General features: G+C 72.5%; 21 protein-coding genes and 1 riboswitch. Of the genes, 8 read left to right on the forward strand and 13 right to left on the reverse strand.

Annotated features, from left to right (window positions below; translation table 11 throughout):
* Positions 1-846, reverse strand: a complete 846-nt coding sequence (locus tag AC3CH1_RS11630) for a hypothetical protein (protein ID WP_488462829.1) — start codon at positions 844-846, stop codon at positions 1-3.
* A gap of 342 nt (positions 847-1,188) precedes the next feature.
* On the opposite strand from AC3CH1_RS11630, the gene AC3CH1_RS11635 reads away from it, so the two are divergent.
* Both AC3CH1_RS11635 and AC3CH1_RS11640 read left to right on the forward strand, forming a co-directional pair.
* On the forward strand, positions 1,189-2,007 hold the full coding sequence (locus tag AC3CH1_RS11635) for a hypothetical protein (RefSeq protein ID WP_488463479.1): 819 nt from the start codon (positions 1,189-1,191) through the stop codon (positions 2,005-2,007).
* Positions 2,008-2,063: 56 nt separating this feature from the next.
* Positions 2,064-2,651 carry a Uma2 family endonuclease gene (locus AC3CH1_RS11640; RefSeq protein ID WP_488462830.1) on the forward strand — a complete coding sequence of 196 codons (588 nt, stop codon included), beginning with the start codon at positions 2,064-2,066 and terminating at the stop codon, positions 2,649-2,651.
* Between the two features lie 4 nt (positions 2,652-2,655).
* Here AC3CH1_RS11640 and AC3CH1_RS11645 read toward each other — a convergent pair whose 3' ends face one another.
* The 9 genes from AC3CH1_RS11645 to thrC form a co-directional block, all read right to left on the reverse strand.
* Positions 2,656-4,623, reverse strand: a complete 1,968-nt coding sequence (locus tag AC3CH1_RS11645) for an ABC transporter ATP-binding protein (RefSeq protein ID WP_488462831.1) — start codon at positions 4,621-4,623, stop codon at positions 2,656-2,658.
* Positions 4,574-5,047 (reverse strand): lasso peptide biosynthesis B2 protein, encoded by a 474-nt coding sequence (locus AC3CH1_RS11650; RefSeq protein ID WP_488462832.1) that lies wholly within the window; start codon positions 5,045-5,047, stop codon positions 4,574-4,576. The genes AC3CH1_RS11645 and AC3CH1_RS11650 overlap by 50 nt, the downstream gene beginning before the upstream one ends.
* Complete coding sequence (locus AC3CH1_RS11655) at positions 5,044-5,295, reverse strand: lasso peptide biosynthesis PqqD family chaperone (protein WP_488462833.1); 252 nt, start codon at positions 5,293-5,295, stop codon at positions 5,044-5,046. Before AC3CH1_RS11655 ends, AC3CH1_RS11650 begins: the two co-directional genes overlap by 4 nt.
* 18 nt (positions 5,296-5,313) lie before the next feature.
* Positions 5,314-7,281 (reverse strand): asparagine synthase-related protein, encoded by a 1,968-nt coding sequence (locus AC3CH1_RS11660; RefSeq protein WP_488462834.1) that lies wholly within the window; start codon positions 7,279-7,281, stop codon positions 5,314-5,316.
* Positions 7,282-7,331: 50 nt separating this feature from the next.
* The gene (locus AC3CH1_RS11665) at positions 7,332-7,454 is read right to left on the reverse strand and encodes a keywimysin-related RiPP (protein ID WP_018958807.1); all 123 of its coding nucleotides are present in this window, start codon (positions 7,452-7,454) and stop codon (positions 7,332-7,334) included.
* Positions 7,455-8,130: 676 nt separating this feature from the next.
* Positions 8,131-9,753 carry a chaperonin GroEL gene (gene groL, locus AC3CH1_RS11670; RefSeq protein WP_265600218.1) on the reverse strand — a complete coding sequence of 541 codons (1,623 nt, stop codon included), beginning with the start codon at positions 9,751-9,753 and terminating at the stop codon, positions 8,131-8,133.
* Positions 9,754-10,141: 388 nt separating this feature from the next.
* Positions 10,142-10,348: a cold-shock protein gene (locus AC3CH1_RS11675; protein WP_003967346.1), complete on the reverse strand. Its 207-nt coding sequence runs from the start codon at positions 10,346-10,348 to the stop codon at positions 10,142-10,144.
* A 442-nt stretch (positions 10,349-10,790) separates the two neighbouring features.
* Positions 10,791-11,069, reverse strand: coding sequence for a MoaD/ThiS family protein (locus tag AC3CH1_RS11680; protein ID WP_003967347.1), 279 nt, complete (start codon positions 11,067-11,069; stop codon positions 10,791-10,793).
* Positions 11,070-11,098: 29 nt separating this feature from the next.
* Entirely contained in the window at positions 11,099-12,400 is a 1,302-nt protein-coding gene (gene thrC, locus AC3CH1_RS11685; RefSeq protein ID WP_488462835.1) for a threonine synthase, read from the reverse strand.
* A 19-nt stretch (positions 12,401-12,419) separates the two neighbouring features.
* Positions 12,420-12,547, reverse strand: a riboswitch (SAM riboswitch).
* A 154-nt stretch (positions 12,548-12,701) separates the two neighbouring features.
* On the opposite strand from thrC, the gene AC3CH1_RS11690 reads away from it, so the two are divergent.
* Positions 12,702-13,652 (forward strand): glucosyl-3-phosphoglycerate synthase, encoded by a 951-nt coding sequence (locus AC3CH1_RS11690; RefSeq protein WP_488463480.1) that lies wholly within the window; start codon positions 12,702-12,704, stop codon positions 13,650-13,652.
* A gap of 64 nt (positions 13,653-13,716) precedes the next feature.
* Positions 13,717-15,129: an alpha,alpha-trehalose-phosphate synthase (UDP-forming) gene (locus tag AC3CH1_RS11695; RefSeq protein WP_488462836.1), complete on the forward strand. Its 1,413-nt coding sequence runs from the start codon at positions 13,717-13,719 to the stop codon at positions 15,127-15,129.
* A gap of 245 nt (positions 15,130-15,374) precedes the next feature.
* Here the strand turns inward: AC3CH1_RS11695 and otsB are convergent, their stop codons facing one another.
* From otsB to AC3CH1_RS11710, 3 genes are all read right to left on the reverse strand, one after another.
* Entirely contained in the window at positions 15,375-16,226 is an 852-nt protein-coding gene (gene otsB, locus AC3CH1_RS11700; protein WP_488462837.1) for a trehalose-phosphatase, read from the reverse strand.
* A 184-nt stretch (positions 16,227-16,410) separates the two neighbouring features.
* Positions 16,411-18,993 (reverse strand): FtsX-like permease family protein, encoded by a 2,583-nt coding sequence (locus AC3CH1_RS11705; RefSeq protein ID WP_488462838.1) that lies wholly within the window; start codon positions 18,991-18,993, stop codon positions 16,411-16,413.
* A complete protein-coding gene (locus tag AC3CH1_RS11710; protein ID WP_488462839.1) occupies positions 18,987-19,790 on the reverse strand; it encodes an ABC transporter ATP-binding protein in 804 nt (267 codons plus the stop codon). Before AC3CH1_RS11710 ends, AC3CH1_RS11705 begins: the two co-directional genes overlap by 7 nt.
* A 134-nt stretch (positions 19,791-19,924) precedes the next feature.
* Here AC3CH1_RS11710 and AC3CH1_RS11715 point away from each other — a divergent pair, with 134 nt between their 5' ends.
* The 4 genes from AC3CH1_RS11715 to AC3CH1_RS11730 all read left to right on the forward strand — a co-directional run bounded on the left by AC3CH1_RS11715 (position 19,925) and on the right by AC3CH1_RS11730 (position 23,969).
* Positions 19,925-21,304: a sensor histidine kinase gene (locus tag AC3CH1_RS11715; RefSeq protein ID WP_488462840.1), complete on the forward strand. Its 1,380-nt coding sequence runs from the start codon at positions 19,925-19,927 to the stop codon at positions 21,302-21,304.
* 8 nt (positions 21,305-21,312) lie between these two features.
* Positions 21,313-21,957: a LuxR C-terminal-related transcriptional regulator gene (locus AC3CH1_RS11720; protein WP_056701592.1), complete on the forward strand. Its 645-nt coding sequence runs from the start codon at positions 21,313-21,315 to the stop codon at positions 21,955-21,957.
* 96 nt (positions 21,958-22,053) lie between these two features.
* Positions 22,054-22,998 (forward strand): ABC transporter ATP-binding protein, encoded by a 945-nt coding sequence (locus tag AC3CH1_RS11725; protein ID WP_488462841.1) that lies wholly within the window; start codon positions 22,054-22,056, stop codon positions 22,996-22,998.
* Positions 22,995-23,969: an ABC transporter permease gene (locus tag AC3CH1_RS11730; RefSeq protein WP_488462842.1), complete on the forward strand. Its 975-nt coding sequence runs from the start codon at positions 22,995-22,997 to the stop codon at positions 23,967-23,969. Before AC3CH1_RS11725 ends, AC3CH1_RS11730 begins: the two co-directional genes overlap by 4 nt.
* Positions 23,970-24,010 lie beyond the last annotated feature (41 nt).

A 24,010-nucleotide genomic window follows, 5' to 3' on the forward strand; every position in this document is an offset into this window, starting at 1 on the left:
TCACAGCGGTCGAAGGGCGCGGCGCAGCGCGACGATCGCGGTCGGCCGGACGTCGTGCCCGTGCTGGTCCATCCAGGCGAGCCACGCGTCGATGTCGTCGTCCATGTCGGGCTCCGCGCCCTTCCCGGCGTCGGTCGTCCGCTCCCGCAGCCACGCGAGGGCGTTCTCGCGCCGCTCCACCGCATGAGGGGCCAGCTCGCCGACGGCCAGCACGAGTTGCTCCGCCGCCGCCAGGTGGGGCTCGTCTGCGAACCGGGCCAGGAAGCGGTCGACGAGGCCGTCCGCCCGGTAGGTGTCCCGTGCGAGTACGGCGGCCACCCCGCCCCGGACGGCTTCTTCCTCCTCCACGTCGTCGGCGAGCAGCGGCAACAGCGCGTCGACCGCCCGCTCCCAGGCGGCGGGCCAGGCGGCGGGTGCGGTGCGCCACCATCCGCCGGGCCCCGGCCCGGGCCCCGCGGCGCGGGCCTCGTTCCCGGCGCGGGCGAGAACGGCGAGCGTCTCCAGGATCTGCGGACGCACCCGCACGGCCGGGTCCCGGACGGCCTCGACGAGGAACGGAAGCACCTCGGGTGCCGCGGGACGCACCGAACCGCCGTCGCCGCAGCACACGAAGTGCAGGGTGACCTGGGCGTCATCGGCCGTTCGCGGATCGGGGGACCAGAGCCGCTCCAGCAGGTCCGGACCGTACTGCCCGTCCGGCTTGGGGATGGAGGGGTCGACCACCTTCGCCCAGTCGACCTCCGCGACGAACCGGCCCGTCAGCTCCGCACCCGCGCCCGCACCCACGCCCGCGCCCGCATCCGCGCTCGCATGCGCACCTGCGCCCGCGCCCTCCGTGTCCTTCATACCGCCCCCGTTCCGCTTCGACCTCCCGAAGCTCAAGCCGTGAGATCCGAGCCCTCTTAACAAGGATGGGGTGGGTGGGTCAGATGACCCACCCACCCACCCTGGCTACGAAGTTGACAATTTGTGATCGAGTTGCGACACACGGTCGCCAGGCTCTAGCGTGCGGAGGACCTGGACCAAAAAGTCGACCCCCACCGGTGCTCCAACACCGACAGGGGTCTGACCACCGAAGATCGCCCCACTCAGAAAGACACGATCCCCATGGCTGCCAGCCAGTTTAGTGAAGCCCGCCGCGCCCCGCACGAGACCCCGCCCACGAGCACCTCCGCAAGCCCCCATCCCCTGGCCAACCCCGGCTACGGCAAGCGCTCCGCCCCCGGCGAACGCCCGCGCACCGATCGGGACTTCGCCCACCTCCTCCCCCGCGACGCCGCCGTCGCCGCCTACATCGACCGGCTGCCCGACGGCTCCGACATCTCCGTGAAGACCCTGGCCAAGCACCTGCCGTACGGTCAGTGCGCCCTGGGCACGACCCTCAACCGGCTCCAGGACGCGGGGCACCTGCGGCGCGGCAGCGAGTGCGTGATCACCGACGAGGTCATGCTCTGGGTGACCCGCACCTTCTTCTCCCGCACCGCACGCGAGGACGACTGGTGGAACGCCTACACCCGGGGTGACGCCCCGCCGGACGAACCCCAACGCCCCACCCGCTCGCGGGCGTTCATCCTGCTGGCGGCGCTCGGCCGGACCGCCCCCGCGCTGACGCTGTCCGCCGCCGACTGCGTACAGCTGGAACCGCAGGTCAGCGAGTGGTTCGCGCGGGGCGCCACGGAGGCCGAGCTGCTGCACGCGCTCACCGGCGGGCTGCCGTGGCCGGTCCACTGCGCCGCCCGCCTCGTCGAACGGCGCCTGCGCGACAAGCTGCCGCCCGAGCGGGTCCTGCCCGCTCCCCGTACGGTCCTGCGCACCCTGGAGTGCGGCGAGTGCGGGGCCCCCGGCGCGCCCGAAGCGCTGCTCGGCGGCCTCTGCCGGCCGTGCCGGGGGCCGTCCCCGCAACCGCCGGTCGGCCCGCCCGGGGCCGTACAGCCGCCTGGCGTACGCGACCGGATGAACGCGGTCCGGGCGGGTCTGACTCCCCGATCCGAGAGGACATACCGATGACCTTGCAGCTCACCCACAGACCGGACAAGGCACGATGGAGGGGAGGAGGCGACGCCATGACCCCCAGCACCGCCGATCACGTCCCGCACGCTCAGCTGTCCGTCGAGGACTTCGAGCAGCTCGCCCGCACGTCCCCCGAGACCGTGACGCTTGAGCTCATCAACGGAAAGCTGGAGGTCAAGCCCGTGCCGGACGGGGACCACGACGAGATCATCATGTGGGTCGCGATGCAGTGCATGCGACAGCAGCCGGAACTGCGGCTGTACCGCGAACGCGGACTGCGGATCGGCGGATACCGCAACGGCCGCGCCCGCCCGGACGGCACTCTTGCCCGCGCGGGCCGCTTCGCGGGTGACGGCGAGTGGTCGAGCCCGGACCGCATCCTCATGACCGTCGAGGTGACCTCGCACGACCACGACACCGACAGCCGTGATCGCACGGAAAAGCGTGACGGATACGCGGCGTCGAACATCCCGGTGTACCTCTTGATCGACCGCGAGTCGGACACCCTCGTCGTCCACAGCGAGCCCGACAAGGGGCGCTACCGGCAGCAGCACTCGTACGACTACGGCGACGCCGTCCCCCTCCCCGGCCCCGTCGACATCACCCTGGACACCGAGGAGCTCAAGAACTACGCCCGCTGAAGCCTCATCGCGCGTCCGCCGCGAGCTGCGTGGTCGCCAGCTCGCGGTACAGGTCGTCCCCGGCGATCAGCTCCTCGTGCGTGCCCGCTGTGCGGACCCGGCCGTCCTCCAGGACCACGATGCGGTCCGCGTGCCGGACGGTGGAGAGGCGGTGCGCGATGACCAACACCGTGGTGTGCTCGGCCAGTTCGAGGATAACGTCACGCAGCGCCTGCTCGTTGACCGCGTCCAGTTGCGAGGTCACCTCGTCGAGCAGCAGCAGACGGGGGCGGCGCAGCAGGGCCCGGGCGATGGCTATCCGCTGGCGTTCGCCGCCGGAGAGGGTGACGCCGCGGTGGCCCACCGCCGTGTCCAGCCCTTCCGGCAGCCGGTCGACCAGGCTGTCCAGCCGGGTGCGGGCCACCGCCTGAGCCACCGCCTTCTCCTCGGCGTCCGGGGCGGCGAAGAGGAGGTTCTCCCGCAGCGTCCCGGCCAGGACCGGCGCGTCCTGTTCCACATACGCCAGCGAGCCCCGCAGCTCGGCCAGCGGCCAGTCGCGGATGTCCCGGCCGGCGACCGTGATCGTGCCGCCGTCGTGGTCGTAGAAGCGTTCCAGCAGGCTGAACACCGTCGACTTGCCCGCCCCGGACGGGCCCACCAGCGCGACGAGTCCGCCGGTCGGGACGTCGAACGTCACCCCCTTGTGGGCGGGGGCCCGCTCGTCGCCGTAACCGAACGTCACGTCCTGGAACGTGACGCCGAGCGGGGTCGCGGGAATCTCCCGCGCCACGGCACCGGACACGGCGGCCGGTTCGCCGGGCAGGGACTCGACCTCGTCGATCCTGCGGACCGCCGCGAGCCCGCTCTGCAAGCCCGTCCAGCCCTCGACCAGACCGCCGATCGGGCCCATCAGGTAGAAGAGGTAGAGCAGGAACGCGATCAGCGACGAGATCTCCAGCGAGCCGGACGCGACCCGTGCGCCGCCCACGCCCAGCACCGCCAGGAACGCCAGCTGGATCGACATCGCCATCGTGACGTCGGAGACCGATGACCACCGCGCCACCGAGACGCCCCGGTCGTGCGCGTGCCGGGCGGCCTCCGCGACGGCCGCCGTCTCCCGCTCCTCCGCCCCGCTCGCCTTGACCGTGCGGAACGCCTGGAGCACCCGGTCCAGTGCCGCGCCCATCGCGCCCACGGCCTCCTGGGCGCGGAGCTGGGCCCGCTGGATGCGCGGCATCAGCAGCGAGGTCACGGCTCCGATGCCGACGATCACCACCAGCGTCACGCCGAGCAGCGTCAGGTCCATGTACGCCATGAAGCCGATCGTCCCCAGCAGCATCAGCACGCTGTTGAACGACTCGACCAGGCCGCTGGAGAGAACCGTCCGCAGGAGGGTCGTGTCGCTGGTCACGCGTGACTGGAGGTCGCCCGGGGTCAGCCGGTCCACCGCCGGGACCTTCAACCGCATGATGCGGCGCACGAGTTGCTCGCGTGCGCGCAGCACGACGCCTTCTCCCGTACGGGACATGAGATAGCGCCCGTACGCGGAGAGGCAGGCTCCCACCAGGACGAGCGCGGTCAGCGCGACGAGCGGTCCCGCGGGCGAGCGGTCCGCTGCGAACGCGTCGACCGCGTGCTTCGCCATCAGCGGCATCGCGAGGCCCGCCCCGGATCCGGCGAGCGAGAGCAGCCCCGCGCGGACGAGGACGCCCCGGTGCGGGCGGACCCGGGAGAGGAGGAGCCGGAGAGGAGACGGGCCCGCACCCGGCTCGCCCTTGACGGAACCCTCGGCGGGCTCCTCGACGGGCTCCTCGACGGACCTCTCTGCGGTGTCCCCGGCGGGCTGCTTCCCGGCGGGCTGCTTCCCGGCCGGCCTCCCTTCGGGATCCCGCGCGGGCGGCCCGGCGGTCCCCTCAGGTCCGCCGCCCCCGACCGGCCTCCCCTCAGGCCCGCAACCCTCGTCCGCCTCCGTCGTCCCCGTCACCGTGCTCACCCGGGCCTCCTCCGTCTGCCGTCACCACCATCAAGGGACGCAGATCCGCCGGTTCCGCCTGCTCGCCGACCGTACGACCCCCCGCCTGCACCCAAGCATGCGGGGAGAACGGCGGAGCCGCCCGCACCCCCGCGCACCAGTCGGGCCAGACACCGGACATCCGGCAGGCCAGGGCGACGGCGACCGAGCGGGGCAGGCAGCCGTAACGGCCAGCGCAGCGGCGGCTGGTGGCGACGACCGCCTCCAACACCTCCAGCGTCTCCGCGTACGAGGCCGGGCGCGCACCCCGGGCGCACCCGGCCAGCACCCGGCGCAGTCGCCCCGGCTTGAGGCGGGCCAGGACGAACGCGGCGGCGATGGCCGTGCGCAGCCGTAACCCACCCGCTCCCGCGCCCCGGCGCGGCATCGTCATCTCGGTGGTCATGGGTGCAGGATCCTCGCCTCGACCAGCCGTCGGGTCAGCTCCGCCACGTCCGACTCCGCCTCGGCCCGCTCGACGTCGAAGTCGGCGAGGATCCGCTCCACGGCGATCTCGGGGGTGTGCCCCGAGGCGAGCGTGTCGACGACGATGACGCCGGTGTCGTTCAACTGCCAGTAGCTGCCGTCCTTCTCGTCGAGAAGGACGCCGCCGTACTCGGTGGTCGTGACGGCGATGCCTTTTCTGAGCTTCATCGGATGCCTCGCTGGTGGTCAGATGGGGGACGTCGTACGTGTCCGAGGGGCCGGCCAGGCGTCCTCGGCCGTGCGGAGCCAGGTCTCCCCGGCCACGGTGGAGCTGATGGAATGCTCGACCAGGACCGGTGAGAAGGGTTCGGCGGCGAGCCGGAGCAGTCGGCGGGGGTCGACCAGACCGCGTTCCGCCAGCCGGGAGCCGGTCCACAGAGCGGCCAGTTCCGGGGCGTGTTCGCGCAGGCCCTGGTATTCGTCGGAGGACATGTGGTCCTTCGTGGTCCGGGTCAGGAGCGTCTCCGGGACCACGCCGCGCATCGCCTCGACGAGCAGCGGTTTGTAGCGCCAGGGGCTGATCCGCTCCGGCAGGCGGACGGCGAGGGTCGCCTCCAGGACGCGGTCGTCGTAGAAGGGCGCGGCGACCGGCAGTCCGATCGTCATGCCGATGTCCTCCATCGCCTGGAAGTGCCGAGCCCCCATCCGTACGGCGTCGATGTCGACGTGCCGTCCGCGCCAGGGGTCGATCGGCTCGGCGTGCTCGGCGGCGGCCCGGAACTCCTCGGTGATCAGGGTGTTCGCGTGGTCGGTGAACCAGGGCCGCAGCGACTGCCGTACACCCCAGGAGAGCAGCGGGGTCCGGGCGACGGGCTGGGGTTCGGCGGTGACCGCCCCGGCGAGCCAACGGGGGAACGTGGAGCGGTTCAGCAGGGCCCGCACCGTGGGCAGGAGCGGCCAGCCGAGCTGGTGGCGCAGCCCGCCGAGGTGGCTCCAGGCGGTGAACGGGTTGCCGTGGAAGAGGTCCTGGTAGGCGTGGGGCAGACCGAGGAAGAGTTCGTCGCCGCCGTAGCCCGTGAGGTGGTAGCGCGATCCGGTGGCGTGGGCGCGGCCGAGCAGGAGGTGCGCGCGGGCCCGGCCGGGGGCGACGGGGAGCGGTTCGTCGTTCAACTCGTCGGCGCAGGAGGCGAGATCCGCGTAGAAGTAGGGGGCGTCGTCGGCGGGGATGATCTGGTGCTCCAGGGCGGTGGACGCGGTGTTCGTGCTTCGCCCGGCCGCCGCCTCGCTCTTCCCGGCCGCCTCCACGGCCCGCCGCGCCCAGGTCTCGTCCTCGCTGTAGCGGTCCCGGGCGGCCACGGTGAGGAGGGCCAGCTCGGCGGGCCCGGTCGCACGGGCGGCGAACGTGAGCGCGGTGGAGTCCAGGCCGCCGGACAGCTCGCAGCTGATCCGGTCCAGGCCGCCGACATGGGCCCGTACGGAGGCGGCGACGGCGTCACCGAGTCTTCGGGACCCCTCGGCCAGGGAGAGTTCGGCGGGCGGCGGCTCCCACCAGCGGTGCTCCGTGGGGCCCGGGGCGGCGGCCGTGCCCGGTGCTGCGACGGGCAGGGCCAGGCCGTACCCGGCGCCGGTCTCGTACACGCCCCGCCACACGACGCGGCGGCTCAGCGGGTGCGGCAGGAAGTCGAGCATGCGCAGGGCCAGCGCGCCGTCGTCCAGGGGCGCGCCGGTCAGGCGGGCGAGGACGGCGGGACGGTCGGAGGCGATGGTTCCGGCCTCCGGGTGCCGGGCGTGGTAGATCCGGCGCAGCCCGGAGGCGGTGCCCCGGATCCAGGTCTCGCCGGAGAGCCGGGCGATCACGTGGTGGAGGCCGGGCAGCCGGGCGAGGCGGCGTTCCAGGCCGGCCCGGTCGCGGGCGCCCTCCAGGAGACCGGCGAGCACGGCCTCGGGGACCCGGTCCGGGCCGATGAGGACGAGGGCGTCGTGGCCCCGGCGGAGATGGCTCACCTCGCGGACCAGCGGGCGGGCGATGACCCAGGGCCGCCCGGAAGCGTGGGTGACGACCGGCGTCCCGCCCGTACCGGGGCGAAGGCCCGTGCCCGGGGGAAGGCCCGTGCCCGGGGAAAGCCCCGTGCCCGGCGGGAGTTGCCCGGCCACCGCCGCTCCCGCCGCGCTGTCCGGCAGGACGAGGAAGTAGTCACGCGGGTGGCCGGGCATGTTCACCTTCCGGAAGTTCTCATACAGCGCACAGGAAACCGAGGGTCGGATCAGCTGATGCGACGGACCCAGTACTCCTTGTACGAGCCGTAGAAGTAACCGGCGGTCTTCTTCGAGAAATCGCCCTGCTTGAACAGCGACGGCTTCACGTAAGCCTTCTTCCGCAGCTTCATGACACCTCCCCTTCTGTGCGGTTGACGTCCGTTATGCCCAAGCGATTTCCGCATAACGGAAGTTGTCTATGCGACTGGTGTTCACCACGTGAACACGAGAGCCATCATGTCCCGCAGTTCCACCGGTACGCATGATTCCGACTTACCGTCCGAAGTTGGCTGGATAGCGCGAGCGGCGAGGTCCGGGGCGGGCCGCTCCTGGCCGTCTCCGCCGAAGCCGGGAACGTCGGCCGGGCGCCGTGTGCAGTCGCACACCGCCGGGGCGCGCGGGCGAGGTGGACTGGACCACTGATCGGTTGCGGTCGCCGGACCGGGCGGTGAGCTGCCAGGAGAGGGAGCGGCCCACCGGGACACAGGGGAACCAGCCGGGACGGGCCTCCGGGCGGCTCCGCGTCCGCCCTGCCTCGGGGGTCGCGGGCGCGCCACCGCGATCGGCGCCACCGCGCCGACGCGTGCTGCCGCACCGGGAAGGACGCGGCAAGTAGTCATTCGGCCATGCGCCCGCACACCGGGCGCCCCGCATCGCCCCGCGTCGACCCGCATCGCCCCGCGTAGGCCCGGCGGGGAACGCCACAGGGGCGGCACCTCCGCGAAGGAGATACCGCCCCTGTGGGACGTACGGCGAACTTCGATCAGCCGGAGGGCTTCCGGGCGGGCCCGGGGACTCCGCGGCGGATCAGAAGTCCATGTCACCGCCCGGCATGCCGCCCGGGGCGGCCGCGCCGGCCTTCTCGGGCTTGTCGGCGATGACTGCCTCGGTGGTGAGGAAGAGCGCGGCGATGGACGCGGCGTTCTGCAGAGCGGAGCGCGTGACCTTCGCCGGGTCGATGATGCCCTCGGCGATCATGTCGACGTACTCACCGGTCGCGGCGTTGAGGCCGTGACCGATCGGCAGGTTGCGGACCTTCTCCACGACGACGCCACCCTCGAGACCACCGTTGACGGCGATCTGCTTGAGCGGGGCCTCCAGCGCGAGCTTCACGGCGTTGGCGCCGGTCGCCTCGTCGCCCGTGAGGTCGAGCTTCTCGAAGACGGCCGAGGCCTGGAGCAGAGCCACGCCACCACCGGCGACGATGCCCTCCTCGACGGCGGCCTTGGCGTTGCGCACCGCGTCCTCGATGCGGTGCTTGCGCTCCTTGAGCTCCACCTCGGTGGCGGCGCCGGCCTTGATGACGGCCACGCCGCCGGCCAGCTTCGCCAGACGCTCCTGGAGCTTCTCGCGGTCGTAGTCCGAGTCGGAGTTCTCGATCTCGGCACGGATCTGCTTGACGCGACCCTGCACCTGGTCGCTGTCACCGGCGCCGTCGACGATCGTGGTCTCGTCCTTGGTGATGACGACCTTGCGGGCACGGCCGAGCAGGTCCAGGCCGGCGTTCTCCAGCTTGAGACCGACCTCCTCGGAGATCACGGTGCCACCGGTGAGGATGGCGATGTCCGCGAGCATGGCCTTGCGGCGGTCGCCGAAGCCCGGAGCCTTGACGGCGACGGACTTGAACGTGCCCTTGATCTTGTTGACGACCAGGGTGGAGAGCGCCTCGCCCTCGACGTCCTCGGCGATGATCAGCAGGGGCTTGCCCGACTGCATGACCTTCTCCAGCAGCGGGATCAGGTCCTTGACGCTGGCGATCTTCGAGTTGACGATCAGGATGTACGGGTCGTCGAGCGACGCCTCCATACGCTCCATGTCGGTCGCGAAGTACGCCGAGATGTAGCCCTTGTCGAAGCGCATACCCTCGGTGAGCTCAAGCTCCAGACCGAAGGTCTGGGACTCCTCGACGGTGATGACGCCTTCCTTGCCGACCTTGTCCATCGCCTCGGCGATCTTGGCGCCGATCTCGGTGTCGGCGGCGGAGATGGAGGCGGTCGAAGCGATCTGCTCCTTGGTCTCCACGTCCTTGGCCTGCTCCAGCAGAGCGGCGGAGACGGCCTCGACGGCCTTCTCGATGCCCCGCTTGAGGGCCATCGGGTTGGCGCCTGCGGCAACGTTGCGCAGACCCTCGCGGACGAGAGCCTGAGCCAGAACGGTGGCGGTGGTCGTACCGTCGCCGGCGACGTCGTCCGTCTTCTTGGCGACCTCCTTGACCAGCTCCGCACCGATCTTCTCGTACGGGTCCTCGAGCTCGATCTCCTTGGCGATGGAAACACCATCGTTGGTGATCGTGGGCGCGCCCCACTTCTTCTCGAGGACGACGTTACGGCCCTTGGGGCCGAGGGTGACCTTGACGGCGTCGGCGAGCTGGTTCATCCCGCGCTCGAGACCGCGCCGTGCCTCCTCGTCGAACGCGATGATCTTGGCCATGTGAAGTGGTCCTCCCGGACAGGGGTGGATTTCTCCGGACCGAGAGGCGCCCGCGACGGACGGCCTGCCTGCGTGGTGGTTCCTTGCCCCACCGCGCCTGCGGGCCTCACCGGCCCGGTCCAAGTTTCTGTCACTCTCACCTGGAGAGTGCTAACGCCAATGATTAGCACTCGACCCCTGCGAGTGCAAGCGTCCCTCTCCGGATGTGGACAGCGGCGCGCCTCGGAGGCGGGCGTCGACGCGCTTCGGACGGGGACAGCGGCGCGCGTCGGATGCGGGCGGCGACGCGTCTCCGCGGGGCCCCCGGGACGCGCGTAGGGCCCGGTCCCCTGATCCGGGGGCCGGGCCCTACGTGCGTGAGTAGTGTCGTCGGACGACCGCGCCGAACTCAGCCGACGGCGAGCTTGACCATGTCGGCCTGGGGCCCCTTCTGGCCCTGCGAGATCTCGAATTCAACTCGCTGACCCTCTTCGAGGGTGCGGTACCCGTCCATCTGGATCGCGCTGTAGTGGACGAAAACATCCGCACCACCGTCGACCGCGATGAAGCCGTACCCCTTCTCCGCGTTGAACCACTTGACGGTGCCCTGAGCCATGCCTAACTCCCCTATTACTGGCCCTTGCACGGGACCGCACTTCGCGGACCCGGGTCGGAACTCACCCCCCGACAGGAGGGGGTGCGCGGCGCCGCAGCGCGTCGACCGCGGCCGAATGTATCCGCCCAACTGCCCTCTGCAACAGGTCAATCGGACGAGAATTCCGGGCACAGCAGAACACGCGAATATGCGGGTTTGCTGAGATTTACGGGCAAGTCGGGCCAGGCAAAGGGCACTTATGCCGCAAGAGGTTCACGTACTTTGGCTGCTTCTTATCGGGGCCAGGCGCATTCACATATGCGGGCGGCACGAGCAGCGGGTGGGGCTTCCCCAACTCTACCGTGCTCAACCATACAGAATTGCCCCCTCCGCTTCTCTCGCGGAGGGGGCAACTGTGGTCACACAGAGGTGCGATGGGCCGCCGTGGAGCGGCCTCGGCGGCTCAGCAGCCGCCGGCGACCGCGGGGATGATCGAGACGCCCGCGCCGTCGGGCGTGGCCGCGTCCAGGCCGCCCTCGAAGCGCACGTCGTCGTCGTTGACGTACACGTTCACGAAGCGACGCAGCTTGCCCTGGTCGTCCAGGACACGGGCCGCGATGCCCGGGTGGTCCTTCTCCAGGGACTCGATGACCTCGGAGAGCTTGGCGCCCTCCGCCGGGACCTCGGCCTGACCGCCCGTGTACGTACGGAGGATGGTGGGGATGCGGACCTTGACGCTCATGGTGGATGCCTTCCTGAAGTCTCGGGTGATCAGCCGGCGGCGAGGCCCGCGGCGCGGAACGCGTCCAGGCTCGGCTTGATGGTGGCCGTGGCCTGCGAGGTCGCGGAGACCGCGTCCAGCGTCTTGAGCCCGTCGCCGGTGTTCAGGACGACGGTGGTGAGCGTCGGGTCGAGGACGCCCGCCTCGACGAGCTTCTTCGTCACGCCGAGCGTCACGCCGCCCGCCGTCTCGCCGAAGATGCCCTCGGTGCGCGCCAGCAGCTTGATCGCGTCGACGACCTGCTCGTCGGTCACGTCCTCCACCGCGCCACCGGTGCGGCGGGCGATGTCCAGGACGTACGGGCCGTCCGCCGGGTTGCCGATGGCCAGCGACTTGGCGATGGTGTTCGGCTTCTGCGGGCGCACCACGTCGTGGCCCGCCTTGAAGGCGGCGGAGACCGGGGAGCAGCCCTCGGCCTGGGCGCCGAAGATCTTGTACGGGCGGTCCTCGACGAGGCCGAGCTTGATCAGCTCCTGGAACCCCTTGTCGATCTTCGTGAGCTGGGAGCCGGACGCGATCGGGATGACGATCTGGTCGGGCAGCCGCCAGCCGAGCTGCTCGCAGATCTCGTACGCCAGGGTCTTGGAGCCCTCGCCGTAGTACGGGCGCAGGTTGACGTTGACGAAGCCCCAGCCCTCGCCGAGCGGGTCGCCGATGAGCTCGGAGCAGAAGCGGTTGACGTCGTCGTAGTTGCCCTCGATGCCGACCAGCTCACCGCCGTACACCGCGGCCATGACGACCTTGCCCTGCTCCAGGTCGTGCGGGATGAACACGCAGGAGCGCAGTCCGGCCCGGGCGGCGGCGGCGCCGACGGCTCCGGCCAGGTTGCCCGTGGAGGAGCAGGAGAGGGTGGTGAAGCCGAAGGCGCGGGCGGCCTCGACGGCGATGGCGACGACGCGGTCCTTGAAGGAGTGCGTCGGGTTGCCGGAGTCGTCCTTCACGTACAGGCCGCCGGTGACGCCCAGCTCACGGGCGAGGTTGTCGGCCTTGACGAGCTTGGTGAAGCCGGGGTTGATGTTGGGCTTCTCCGCGACGTCCGCGGGCACCGGCAGCAGCGGGGCGTAGCGCCAGATGTTGTTCGGGCCGGCCTCGATGCGCTTGCGCAGCTCCTCCGGGGAGCCGGTGGGCAGGTCGTAGGCCACTTCCAGCGGCCCGAAACAGGACGCACAGGCGAAAAGGGGGCCGAGCTCGAAACGCTCGCCGCACTCGCGGCAGGAAAGCGCCGCGGCGGGGCCGAGATCGACGGTCGGGGCGGAAGAAGCGGTGCTGCCTGCAACGGTCTGAACAGCCATGATGGCGGAGGTCCCTTTCTCCTCATCTTCCCTACGACGCATTTCGCCGCAAGACGGAATTGGCACCTTCCCCACCGTGACCTCGCGGTCGGCAGGAGGGTTGCCGGGACTTCAACGGGCCGTTCCCTCAGTCCCTCTGGATGAGCTCTTATGGCGCTGGATCTTCGATCCAGGCGTTTATGTGCGCTCCGACCCCGACATGCGACGGCCATACGCGTTGTTCAAGACTGTAACCGAAGCACCGGACCGTTGAGATAGTCGTCCGAACCGCGAGATGGATCACACACAGGGAGTGCCGACCGTGCTCGAAGAGGTGGAACGCTGGCTGACCAGGCGTTCCTGGTCGTCCGGGGACCGCCCGCTGAACCGGCTCACCGACGCCCGGGACGCCGATCCGCACCGCACGTCCGTGAGCGTGGTGCTGCCGGCGCTGAACGAGGAGGCCACGGTCGGCCGCATCGTGGCGACGATCCGCCGCGAGCTGATGGAGAAGGTCCGGCTCGTCGACGAACTCGTGGTGATCGACTCCGGCTCCACCGACGCCACCGCCGCCGTGGCCCGGGCGGCGGGTGCCCGGGTGGTCCACCGGGACGCCATCCTGCCCCGCGTCCCGGCCCTGCCCGGCAAGGGCGAGGTGCTGTGGCGGTCACTCCTGGTGACCAGCGGTGAGATCGTCTGCTTCATCGACGCCGACCTCAGGGACTTCTCCGCGGACTTCGTCTCGGGCACGGTCGGACCGCTGCTCACCGACCCGTCCCTACAGTTCGTCAAGGCGATGTACGACCGCCCGCTCGGCGACAGCGCAGGCCAGGGTGGTCGGGTCACCGAGCTGGTGGCACGCCCGCTGCTCAATCTGCACTGGCCCCAGCTGGCCGGGTTCGTGCAGCCGCTGGGCGGCGAGTACGCGGTGCGGCGGTCCCTGCTGGAGCGGCTGCCGTTCCCGGTCGGTTACGGAGTGGAGCTGGGCCTGCTGGTCGACGCGCTGCACACGGTGGGCCTGGACGCGCTGGGCCAGGTCGACGTCGGCGTACGGAGACACCGCCACCAGGACGGGCAGGCGCTGGGCCGGATGGCGGCGGCGATCTACCGCACGGCGCAGCTGCGGCTCTCCCGGGGCCATCTGGTGCGGCCCGCGCTGACCCAGTTCGAGCGCGGTGAGGACGGCTTCGTGCCCCGTACCCATGCGGTGGACACGGAGGAGCGGCCGCCGATGCGGGAGATCGCGGAGTACGCGGAGCGCCACGCGGCATGAGGCGGTGGGCCGCATGAGGCCCTGAGGCGTTTGGGGGCTTCCCGAACGGGCTAGGTTCCGCTACATGGTCTCCGAGCACGCCGAACACGAACCCGAACCCGCGGCCGCCTCCACCGCCCAGGTCCTCGTCGCGTCCAACCGCGGCCCCGTCTCGTACACGCTCGGGGAGGACGGGACGCTCGACGCCAAGCGCGGCGGCGGCGGGCTCGTCTCCGGGCTGAGCGCCGTCGACGACAAGCTGTGGGTCTGCGCGGCCCTCGGCGACGGGGACCGCGAGGCGGTGCGGCGCGGGGTCGGCGAGGCGGGAGTGCGGATGCTCGACATCGACGCCGAGGTGCACGCGGACGCGTACAACGGCATCGCCAACTCGGTGCTGTGGTTCGTCCACCACCTGCTGTACCAGACGCCCGTGGAGCCGGTCTTCGACGCGGAGTTCCGCCGCCGGTGGGCCTCCTACGAGACGTACAACCGGGCCTTCGCCGAGGCGCTCGCCGAGGAGGCGGGCCCCGGGGCATCGGTCCTCGTGCAGGACTACCACCTGGCCCTGGTCCCCGGCATGCTCCGGGAGCTGCGCCCGGACCTCAGGATCGGCCACTTCTCGCACACCCCGTGGGCGCCCGTCGACTACTACCGGCTGCTGCCCGACGACATCGCGGAGCAGTTGCTGCGCGGCATCCTCGGCGCGGACCGGGCCGCGTTCCTGACCCGTCGCTGGGCGGACGCGTTCATCGGCTGCTGCACGGAGATCCTCGGCGGGACGGGCCGGACGAGGATCGGGGTGCACGGCCTGGGGGCCGACGCGGACTTCCTGCGCCGGCGCTCGCACGAGGCCGACGTGGACGAGCGGATGGCGGCGCTGCGGGAGCAGGTGGGCGAGGGCCGGAAGACCATCGTCCGGGTGGACCGCACCGAGCTGTCCAAGAACATCGTGCGCGGCCTGCACGCGTACCGGGCCCTGCTGGACGCCCACCCCGAGTGGCGCGAGCGCGTCGTGCACATCGCCTTCGCCTACCCCTCCCGGCAGGACCTCGCCGTCTACCGGGACTACACGGCGGCGGTGCAGACCCTCGCCACGGAGATCAACGGGGCGTACGGCACCGAGAGTTGGACACCGGTCGTGCTCCACGTCAAGGACGACTTCGCGCGCTCGCTCGCCGCGTACCGGCTGGCGGACGTGGCTCTGGTCAACCCGATCCGCGACGGGATGAACCTGGTCGCCAAGGAGGTCCCCGTCGTCTCCGACCACGGCTGCGCGCTGGTGCTGTCGCGGGAGGCGGGGGCGTACGAGGAGCTGGGCGAGGACGCGATCGTGGTGAACCCGTACGACGTGGTGGGCACGGCCGAGGCCCTGCACGAGGCGCTGACGATGAGCGCCGACGAGCGGTCCGGCCGCACGAAGCGACTGGCCGAGGCGGCGACCGCGCTGCCGCCCCAGCAGTGGTTCCTGGACCAGCTGGAGGCGCTGCGGCAGGGGTGAGCCACCACCGGTCTCCTGACTCGGCTCGGAGTCACTCGGCTCGGCTCAGAGCCGCTCGGGTCGGCTCAGAGCCGTTCGGCTCGGCTCAGAGTCGCTCGGCTCGGCTCAGAGTCGCTCGGCTCGGCTCGGAGCCGCTCGGCTCGGCTCGGAGCCGCTCGGCTCGGCTCGGAGCCGCTCGGCTCGGCTCAGAGCCGCTCGGCTCGGCTCAGAGCCGCTCGGGTCGGCTCAGAGTCGTTCGGCTCGGCTCAGAGTCGCTCGGCCAAGGCCGCCAGGAACGCGACCACGGCGGCCGGGCCCGGCACCGACAGGTCGGCCCGCTCGGCCAGTTCGGGCACCTCGGTGCTGCCGCTGCACACCAGGAGGCCCGGGATGCCGTCCGGGCCCTCGGTCCGCAGCTTCTCCACCGCCGCGAACGCGGCGAGGTCCCCGAGGTCGTCGCCCGCGTAGATCACGGACTCGGCGTCCAGCTCCGCAACGAACCTGCCGAGCGCGACGCCCTTGTCCATACCGGGCGGGCGCAACTCCAGGACCTGGCGGCCCGGTTCGACGATCAGCCCGTGCTTGGCGGCCAGCTCGGCGAGGGGCCCGCGCAGCGTCTCGAAGGCCGCCTGCGGGTCCTGGGCGCGGCGGGTGTGGACGGCGACGGCCTGACCCTTCTCCTCGATCCAGGTGCCGCGCCAGGAGTCGAACTCATGCAGTACACCGGGGAGTTCGGCCCGCGCTGCGGCGACGCCGGGGTGCGGGGCGGGGGTGTTCACGGTGCCGGTCACGGCGTCCCAGCGTTCGGCGCCGTAGTGCCCGAGCACGACGAGGTGCTCCAGTCCGGGAACGCCCGCGAAACCTCCGTAGCGCACCGCGACGCCCGCCGGGCGGCCGGTGATCACGGCGACGGCGGCGACCTTCGGCGCGAGTGCGGCGAGCGCGGCCACCGTGCCGGGGTGGGCGCGGGCCTGCTCGGGGTCCGGGACGATGTCGGCGAGCGTGCCGTCGAAGTCGAGGGCGACGACCGCGCGGTCGGGCCGGGCGAGGACGGCGTCGAGGCCCTCGCGGCCGGCCGGGGTGGTCGGGTTCGGCAGATGTGCGGAGTGGCTGCCCATGGGGCGAGCCTATGCCCTGGACGGGTTGATCACGAGCCTTGTGAAGGCGTCGTCGGCTGCTCACGGACGTCGGCGAGCAGCCGACGACGACTACTCCCGGGCGCCGGTGAACAGCCGACGACGATTCCCACGGGCGTCGATGAACAGCCGACCCCCGCGGGCGCCGGTGAGCAGCCGGCGGCGACTACTCCCGGGCGCCGGCCAGTTCGACCGGCCGGGTGCGCAGGGCGAGCGACGCGGGCAGGACGGCGGAGACGGCGGCCAGGAGCGCGGCGGCCGCGACGACGAGGCCGAGCGTTCCCCAGGGCACCACGACGGCGGACATGACGCCCAGCAGCACCAGCGCACCCCACACCACCAGCAGGTTCGCCGCCGCGACCGCGCCCCCGAGGACGGCGCCCACCCCGACCGCCACCACCGCCTCGGCCGCGACGAGCCGCAGGACCTGGGGGGCGGTGGCCCCGGCGAGACGGAGCACGGCGAGATCGCGGACCCGGTCGGAGGTGGCCATGACCAAGGTGTTGGCCAGGGCCGTCGCCGTACAGAGGAGAGCGATGCCGAGGATCATCCGGAGCCCGGTCCTGGTCGGGTCGTTCGCCTCCGGGCCGTTCGCGGCCAGCCACTCCGCACGGGTCGCCACCCGCGTACCGGTGGCGGCCCCGGCGGCGTGCAGCGCGGCGGCGACGGCCCGCCGGTCGGCGCCCTCGGCGACCTTGACGTCGATCCGGTCGACGCCCGCGCCCCCGGCGTTGCGCCGGGTGACGTAGACGCCGTTGTCGCCGGTTCCGGTGGCCAGGACGGCGGCGATCCGCAGCGAGGCCTTGCGGCCGTCGCCCAGCCAGACGGTGACCCGGTCGCCGACCCGTGTGGTCAGCCACTCCTCGTTGACGACGATCGCGCCGTCGTCGAGGTCGGAGAGCCGGCCCGCCGTCACGGGCAGCTCCGACACGGCGGCCAGCCGGGCGGGGTCGACCGCGCGCGCCTCGGAGGTCACGAGGGCCGTGTCCTCTTCGAGGACGGTGACGGCCGTGGACCGCGAGACGCTGACCACGGTCCCCTCGACGGCCCGCGCCCGCTCCACGAAGGCGGGCGGCAGCGGCCGGCCCTCCTGTCCCGACGTCACCACGAAGTCGGCGGTCGTGGCGGTGCGCGCCTCGGTGGCCCTGGCCTCCTCCAGGGTGGCGACGGTGCCCGTCAGGGTGGCGGCGAGGGCGACGGTGATGAGGACGGGCGCGGCGACGGCCGCGGTCCTGCGCACCCCGGCGGCGGTGTTCTCCCGGACGAGTACGCCGGTGGCGCCGGGCAGCCGCGCGGGCAGCCAGGTCAGCAGCCGGCCGGCGGGGCGCACCAGGACGGGGGCCAGGAGCGCGAAGCCGACGACGAGGAGCATGGGCCGGGTGGTGTAGGACTTGCGGCCGAGCAGGTCGCCGGGGTCGACGGCCAACACCAGTGCGGGCAGGCCCAGTCCGGCGAGCAGCACCAGGACGGCGGCCGCCCAGCGGCTCGCCGGCATGACGCGGCTGTCGACGGCCGCCTCGCGCAGCGCCTCGGTCGGGGCGGTGCGCCCGGCCCGGTGGCAGGAGACGAGCGCGGCGGCCGTGGCGACGAACACCCCGGTCCAGAAGGCGGTGTGCAGCGGCCAAGAGGCGTCGCCGAGGGCGAACCAGGGCGGTGCGAGTCCCGCTTCGGTCATCCGGCCGACGAGCAGGGGCCCGGCCCCGGCTCCGAGCCACACGCCCGCGGCCGAGGCGAGGACGCCGACGAGGATCGCTTCGACGCACACCGTGCGGCGGATCTGGCCGGGCGTCGCTCCGACCGTGCGCAACAGGCCGAGCTCCCGACGCCGTTGGGCCACGGCGAAGGAGAAGGTCGAGGCCACGACGGCGGCGGAGACGAACAGGGTGATGCCCGCGGCGGTGCCGAGCAGGGCGTTGACGGAGACCAGGGCCCGGGCGTCCCGGTCGGGGTCGGGGTCGGCGCGGCGGCGGTCGTGGCCGGTGAGGACGTCCATGCCGCTGTCCGGCCCGAGCGCCCTGCGTACGGCGGTGGCGTCGGCGTGCACGACGAGGGCGTCGATGCCCGGGGAGATCCGGGCGGCCTCGTCGTCGGTGAAGAAGACGGCGTCCTCGAAGTCCCGGCCGGCCACGGTGCCGACGACGGTCCGGGGGGCGTTCCCGGCCGGGGTGCGGACCGATACGCGGTCACCGGTACGGAGCGGGGCGCCGCCGCCGGGCCGGGTGGTGACGACGATCTCGCCGGGGGCGGCGGGGGCGCGGCCCGAGGTGAGGCGGTACGGAGCCGCGGCGGCGACGGGCCACGGGTGCCCCACCCGGACGTCGGCGTCCTGGCCGGTACGCGGCCCCCTCGGGTCGGCGCCGGTACGAGCAGCCGTGGTGCCAGGGCCGGTACGGGGAGCCGTCGTGCCAGGGCCGGTACGGGGAGCCGTGACGTCCGCCGGGAACGTCCGGTCCTCCACCGTGCGGCCGAGGGCGGCCAGTCGGTCGGCGGTCCGCGGGCTGACCGGTCCGGGGTGGTGGAGCGGCTTGCTCCGGGTCCCGGTCGGGGTGTCGACCCGGAGGTGGTCGGCGGCCCGGACGACGACGGGGGCGGCGGCGAACCGTTCGGGCCCACGCTCCGGGGCCTCGAACGTCGCGGCGAGGGCGAGTCCGGTGGCCGCGATCAGGCCCACCCCCAGGGCCAGGGCGACGAACGACCCGACGAAGGTGACCCAGCGCGTACGCATCCCGCTCAGTGCCAGCATCAGCACGGGACCACCGCCTGGGCGGCAGAGGGAGTCGACGGGGCTGTCGGGGAAGCCGGGTCCGCGCCCGCCGCCATGCGGGCGGCGACCCGCTCCGCCGTGGGCGCGTCCAGCTCGTCCCGGACGCGGCCGTCGGCGAGGAAGACGACCCGGTCGGCGAAGGAGGCGGCGACCGGGTCGTGGGTCACCATGATCACGGTGCGCCCCTCGTCGGTCATCGCGCGCAGCAGGCCGAGCACCACGCGCCCGGCGGTGGAGTCCAGGGCCCCGGTCGGCTCGTCGCCGAAGAGCACCTCGGGCCGGGTCACCAGGGCGCGGGCGATGGCCACCCGCTGCTGCTGGCCGCCGGACAGCTCGCCGGGCCGGTGGCCGGCCCGGCCCCGCAGCCCCACCTGGTCCAGCGCGTGGAGGACCTCGGCCTTGCACGGCCGTCGGCCGGCGAGCCTCAGGGGCAGGGCCACGTTCTGCGCGGCGGTCAGGGAGGGCAACAGGTTGAACGCCTGGAAGACGAAGCCGATCCGCCCCCGGCGCAGCCGGGTCAGCCGGGCCTCGCTCAGCCCGGTCAGATCGGTGTCGCCCAGCAGCACCCGGCCGCCGGTCGGCCGGTCCAGGCCCGCGACGCAGTGCAGGAGCGTCGACTTGCCGGAGCCGGAGGGCCCCATGACGGCGGTGAACGTGCCGCGGCGCATGGTCAGGCTGACGTCGTCGAGCGCTTTCACCGTGCTGCCGTCGCGGCCGTAGGAGCGGGTCACGGACCGGAGCCGAACGGCCGGTACCTGGTCGGTGCTTGCTGCTGGATTCATGGGTCCACTCAACCGGCGGCGCTCGCACGGCACATCGCAGCGAGTGGGGGCTCCCATGGTGGAGCCAGCTCCACCATGGGAGGGGCAGAGAACAGGGTGGCCGCCCGGGGGAGCCGTCTCGTAGCGTGCCCGGCATGCCCTCCCCCAGCCCGCCGCCCTCGTCGCCGGAGCCCCGGCCCGCCCTCCCCCGGCCCACCCGCATGGCCCTCCCCCGAGCCGTGCCACGGGCACGGTCCCGCCGGCTCCTCGGCGGCCGGCCGTGGCGTGCCGCGCTCTACCTCCTGACCAGCGTGCCCCTCGGCGTCGCGACGCTGGCGGCACTGCTCCTGCTGGCTGTCGTGGGCAGCGCGCTGACCGTCCTCGTCATCGGGGTGCCGCTGCTGCTGACGCTCGTCCTCGCCGGGATTCCGCTGGCCGCGCTGGAGCGGCGCAGGCTCCGGCTGATCGACCCGGCGCCCCTCCTCGACCCGCACCGCGAACCGCCCGCGCCGGGCCTGACGTCCTGGCTGCGGACCCGGCTCCAGGAGCGGTGCACCTGGCGGGAGTTGGCGTACGCGCTGCTCTTCGCGTTCGTCCTGTGGCCGCTGGAGGCGCTGGCCGTCGGGAGCGTACTGCTGGTGTGCGGCGGGCTGATCGGGACGCCGGTGATGATGGCGGCGGGCGGGGACGGGGAGGCGCGTGTCCTGAAGCTCTGGCTCGCCGACTCCTGGCCGGAGGCGTTCGCGGTCCTGCTGGCGGGGGTGGTGCTGCTGCCGTTGCTGACCTGGCCGCTGGGGGTGGTGGCCCGGGGCCGGGCCGTGCTGACCCGGGCGCTGCTCTCGCCGCCGGACGCCGCGCTCGACTCCCGGATCGCGGAGCTGGACCGGTCGCGGACGCGGCTGGTGGACGCGTTCGAGGCGGAACGCCGCCGTATCGAGCGCGACCTGCACGACGGGGCGCAGCAGCGGCTCGTGGCCCTCTCCATGACGTTGGGCCTCGCCCGGCTGGAGCGACCCGCCGAACCGTTGGGCGGGCTGCTGGACCGGGCGCACGAGGAGGCGTCGGTCGCCCTGGTGGAGATCCGCGAGCTGATCCACGGGATCCACCCCCACATCCTCACCGACCGGGGTCTGGAGGCCGCCGTCGAGGACCTGGCGGACCGCTCGCCGGTCCCGGTCGAGGTGCTCATGGCCGTACCGGGCCGGCTGCCCCGAGCCGTCGAGACCGCGGTCTACTTCGCGGTCAGCGAGGCGCTGACGAACGTGGCGAAGCACAGCGGGGCGAGCCGCGTGACGGTGACCGGCGCGACCGTGCGGAAGTGGCTGACGGTGGAGGTCGAGGACGACGGGCGCGGGGGCGCGCGGCTGGGCGGGACGGCGGACGCCGAGGACACCGAGGGCGGGGGCGGCGGCGGGACGGGGCTCCAGGGCGTCGCCGATCGCCTCTCGGTGCTGGGCGGCACCCTGCTACTGTCCAGTCCGCCCGGGGGGCCGACGGTGTTCCGGCTGGAGGTTCCCTGCCCGCCCGCGGATTGAAGGACCTGATGCTGCGCGTCGTACTGGCCGAGGACAGCGTGCTCCTGCGCGAGGGCCTGGTCGGCCTGCTGGAACGCTTCGGGCACCGGGTCCTCGCCGCGGTGGGCACCGCCGATGAGCTGACGGCCGCCGCCCTGGAGCACCGCCCGGACATCGTGGTGACCGACGTCCGGATGCCGCCCGGCTTCTCGGACGAGGGTCTGCGGGCCGCGGTCGGGCTGCGCGAGAAGCTGCCGGGGCTGCCGGTGCTGGTGCTCAGCCAGTACGTCCAGCGCACCTACGCCGAGGACCTGCTGGACGCCTCGGACGGTACGGGGGTGGGCTACCTCCTCAAGGAGCGCATCGGCCACGTCGAGGAGTTCGCCGACGCGCTGCGCCGGGTGTCCGAGGGCGCCACGGTGGTGGACCCCGAGGTCGTGCGGCAGCTGATCCGGCGCCGCCGCGACCCGCTGGCCCGGCTCACCGCCCGCGAGGTGGAGGTGCTCGCGCTGATGGCGGAGGGCCGCTCCAACGCGTCCGTCGCCGAGGCCCTGCACGTCGGCGAGGGCACGGTCAGCAAGCACTTCGGGTCGATCCTCGCCAAGCTCGACCTCGACGTCTCGGACGCCACCAACCGCCGGGTGCTCGCGGTCCTGGCGTTCCTGCGCGGCTGAGCCCACCCCTTCTCCCTCCCGCTCGTCAGGCTTGACAGTCATTCCCTCACGACTCCATGATTCCATTAATTGACTAATGGAATCGAGGCGAGGCGCGTGGCAGACACGAGCATCCCGAACGCGACGTCCGGCAGCTGGGCGCTGGAAGCCCGCGGCCTGGGCAAGCGCTACCGGCGCGGCTGGGCACTGCGCGACTGCTCCTTCCGGATCCCGGTCGGCCGCATCTGCGGTCTGGTCGGCCCGAACGGGGCGGGCAAGAGCACCCTGCTCGGCCTGGCGACCCGACAGGTGCAGCCGACCACCGGCGAGCTGCGGATCTTCGGCGTACCGGTCGACGACCCCGCCGTGCTGCCCACCTTCGCGTTCCTCGGCCAGGAGAAGCCGCTGTTCAAGCGGTTCACCGTGGCCGACACCCTGCGCATGGGCGCCGAGCTGAACCCCGCCTGGGACGCGGCCGCGGCGACGCGGATCGTCCGCTCGGGAGACATCTCGCCGCACGCGCGGGTCGGCACGCTCTCCGGCGGTCAGCGCACCCGCGTGGCCTTCGCGCTCGCCTTCGGCAAGCGGCCGGACCTGCTGCTCCTGGACGAGCCGATGTCGGACCTCGACCCGCTGGCCCGCGACGAGATGAGCACCCTGCTGATGGCGGAGGCCGTCGAGCGCGGCACCACGGTGGTGATGTCCTCGCACATGCTGACCGAGCTGGAGGACATGTGCGACTACCTGCTGGTCGTCTCCGAGGGCCGGATCCGGATGGCCGGTGACGCCGACGCGCTGGTCCCGGCCCACGCGCTGGTCACCGGGGTGACCCGGGACGGCTCGCTGCCGCCCGAACTGGCCGACCACACCGTCGTCGAAACCCGCCTCCAGGGAAGGCAGTTCCAGGCGATGATCCGGCCGAAGGCTCCGCTCCCGGCCGACTGGGAGAGCGCCGAACCCTCCCTGGAGGAAGTCCTCCTCGCCCATCTCCGCTCCCCGGACGCGCCCTCGCTCTACACCCAGGGCGCCCGCGTCGAGGCCGAAGGGACCCAGGCCGCATGAGCACCACCCTGACCGAGAAGCCCGCCGAACCCGACTCCGGACGCCGCCTGCTGCGCGGGATGCCGTGGCTCGTCGTACGCCAGCACCGGACCGCGCTGGTCTGCGTCCTCGGCCTCACGCTGCTGACCGCGCTCTGGATCGTGTACGAGCGCGATGCGCTGGTCCAGCTGCTCGACGCGAGGGGCTGGCCGGAGAAGGACGCGGGCCAACCACTGGAGAACAACCGCGGATACGAGTACATCACCTCCATCCTCGGCGGCCTCCCCCTGATCCTCGCCGTCTTCATCGGCGCCCCGCTGATCGCGGGCGACCAGGAGAACGGCACCGCGCAGCTCGTCACCACCCAGTCGGCGACCCGCCGCCAGTGGCTGATCGCCAAGCTGGGCCTGGCCTACACCCTCGCGCTGGTCTCCGGCGTGGTGCTCTCGGCGCTGTTCACCTGGTGGTGGAAGCCGTACCGCTCGGTCTTCCCCAGCGACTGGATCGACGGCGTCATCTTCGACAACACCGGGCCCGTCCTGCCCGCGTTCCTCCTCTTCCTCACCGCGGCCGGCATCACCATCGGCGCCCTGATCCGCCGGACGCTCCCGGCCATGGTGGTCACGTTCCTCTTCACGGCGATCACCACCCTCTTCGTCTGGGACGAGGTGCGCCGACGCCTCGGCGACACGCACGTGTTCACCTACCCGATGGGCAGCGAACTCCCGGCCCGCTACGCCGAGGCGTACGAGATGGACCGCTGGGTCGGCAGCGCCGACGGGACCCTGTACGGCTGGGGCACCTGCGCCGAGGCGACCGAGAAGGCGCAGAACGCGTGCATCAAGGAGCACGGCATCGTCAACGACGTGATCGAATACCTCGAGTACAGCCAGATGGCGCCGATGCAGTGGACCGCCGCAGGCATCCTGCTCGCCGGAACGGCCCTGCTCACGGCGTTCACCCTGTGGCGGGTCAGCCGCCGCCCGCTGTGAAGATCGCCCTCTCCTCCTACGTAAAATGTCGCTATCGAGCG

It is taken from the genome of Streptomyces sp. MGP-P1 (assembly GCF_057766565.1).